The 2,500-nt window shown below is 54.8% G+C and carries 1 tRNA gene and 2 rRNA genes (1 of these 3 cut by a window edge); all 3 read right to left on the bottom strand.

Annotated elements, in window-relative coordinates:
- Positions 1–3: 3 nt before the first annotated feature.
- A tRNA-Met gene (locus tag ACZ1JV_RS08340) sits at positions 4–80 on the bottom strand.
- Positions 81–286: 206 nt separating this feature from the next.
- Positions 287–401: ribosomal RNA gene (gene rrf / locus ACZ1JV_RS08345) — 5S ribosomal RNA — on the bottom strand.
- Positions 402–526: 125 nt separating this feature from the next.
- Positions 527–2,500: ribosomal RNA gene (locus tag ACZ1JV_RS08350) — 23S ribosomal RNA — on the bottom strand (it continues 819 nt past the right edge of the window).

Raw genomic sequence — 2,500 nt, forward strand, 5'->3', positions numbered from 1 at the left:
GATTGGTTGCGGGGGTAGGATTTGAACCTACGACCTTCAGGTTATGAGCCTGACGAGCTACCGGGCTGCTCCACCCCGCGTCACCATTGAGGGCTGAGAGTGTCAGCCCGGAAGCGTTTTTGTGTGTTCATTCCGACTGCGTCGGCCTGAACGGCGGGCTGCTCCACCCCGCGTTAGCGTGTTTTGCGTCTTGTAGAGACGCGAAGAGGGCCTCGAGGGCCCTCTTTGGGGCACTGTGTGCCCTTTGTCATTGTGATGGGTTTTTAATCAGCCCGCCGGCTTCAATGCCTGGCGACGTCCTACTCTTCCGGGGCTTGAGCCACAGTACCATTGGCGCTGACAGGTTTCACGGCCGAGTTCGAGATGGGATCGGGTGGGTCACTGACGCTATGGTCACCAAGCAATGGAGACGGCGTGCTGATTTTTTAATCGATGTATCCCGTGCTGCTCTAAGTAAGAGCTTGATATCTGGCTGGATGACCGTCCGATCATCAAGACAGCAGGGCTGTCATTGATGGTGGGATTCATCAAGCATGAACAGAGTTATTAGGACCGGTTAGCTCCATGCGTTACCGCACTTCCACACCCGGCCTATCAACGTGATGGTCTATCACGACTCGAAGATACCTAATCTTGAGGGAGGCTTCCCGCTTAGATGCTTTCAGCGGTTATCCCGTCCATGCATAGCTACCCTGCTGCGCGGCTGGCGCCACGACAGGTACACCAGAGGCATGTTCAACCCGGTCCTCTCGTACTAGGGTCAACTCCTCTCAAGTATCGACGCCCACGGCAGATAGGGACCAAACTGTCTCGCGACGTTCTGAACCCAGCTCACGTACCACTTTAATTGGCGAACAGCCAAACCCTTGGGACCTGCTCCAGCCCCAGGATGTGATGAGCCGACATCGAGGTGCCAAACGATTCCGTCGATATGAGCTCTTGGGAATCATCAGCCTGTTATCCCCGGCGTACCTTTTATCCGTTGAGCGATGGCCCTTCCACGAGGGACCACCGGATCACTATGACCGACTTTCGTCTCTGCTCGATTCGTCAATCTCGCAGTCAGGCAGGCTTATGCCATTGCACTCTTGCAGCCGGTTTCCAACCGGCCTGAGCCTACCATCGCGCGCCTCCGTTACTCTTTAGGAGGCGACCGCCCCAGTCAAACTACCCGCCACAGAGGGTCCCTGCACCGGATAACGGTGCGAGGTTAGACATCAGAACATAACAGGGTGGTATTTCACCTATGGCTCCACACCAGCTGGCGCCGGTGCTTCAAAGCCTCCCACCTATGCTACACAATTCTATCCTAATGCCACTCTGAAGCTGCAGTAAAGGTGCACGGGGTCTTTCCGTCTAACCGCGGGTACTCCGCATCTTCACGGAGAATTCAATTTCGCTGAGCATATCCTGGAGACAGTGGGGAAGTCGTTACGCCATTCGTGCAGGTCGGAACTTACCCGACAAGGAATTTCGCTACCTTAGGACCGTTATAGTTACGGCCGCCGTTTACCGGGGCTTCAATTCGGAGCTTGCACTCCTCCTCTTAACCTTCCGGCACCGGGCAGGCGTCAGACCCTATACGTCGTCTTGAAGCCGACTTAGCAGAGTCCTGTGTTTTTGCTAAACAGTCGCTACCCCCTGGCCTGTGCCCCCCGCCAGTGCTTGCGCATAGACGGGGCCTCCTTCTTCCGAAGGTACGGAGGCAATTTGCCGAGTTCCTTCAGGATACTTCTCTCAAGCGCCTTGGTATACTCTACCTGACCACCTGTGTCGGTTTCGGGTACGGTCTATACGGTGGGGCTATTTCCTGGAACCTCTTCAAAGCACAACCAATCCGATAAGGTTGTACAATACACGAGATCCGTCACACACCACCAGGCCCACGAATATTAACGTGGTTCCCATCGACTACCCCCTTCGGGCTCGTCTTAGGGGCCGGCTCACCCTGCTCAGATTAGCTTTAAGCAGGAACCCTTGGTCTTTCGGCGAGAGGGCATCTCACCCTCTTTATCGCTACTCATGTCAGCATTCGCACTTCCGATACGTCCACGGTCGGTTACCCTCCCGCTTCACTCGCTTACGGAACGCTCCGCTACCGCTCAGAACAAGTTCTGAACCCTAAGCTTCGGTGCATCACTTTAGCCCCGTTACATTTTCGCCGCAGGAACCCTTATTTAGACCAGTGAGCTGTTACGCTTTCTTTAAAGGATGGCTGCTTCTAAGCCAACCTCCTGGTTGTTTTGGGATTCCCACATGCTTTCCCACTTAGTGATGACTTGGGGACCTTAGCTGTAGGTTAGGGCTGTTTCCCTTTTGACGACGGACCTTAGCACCCGCCGTCTGTCTGCCGAACTAGACTCGTTGGTATTCGGAGTTTGGTTAGTATTGGTAGATCTCGCGACCCCCGCAACCATCCAGTGCTCTACCCCCAACGGCAATCATTCGACGCTCTACCTCAATAGATTTCGCGGAGAACCAGCTATTTCCCGGCTTGATT

The organism is Novosphingobium sp. BL-S-19 (genome assembly GCF_055521675.1).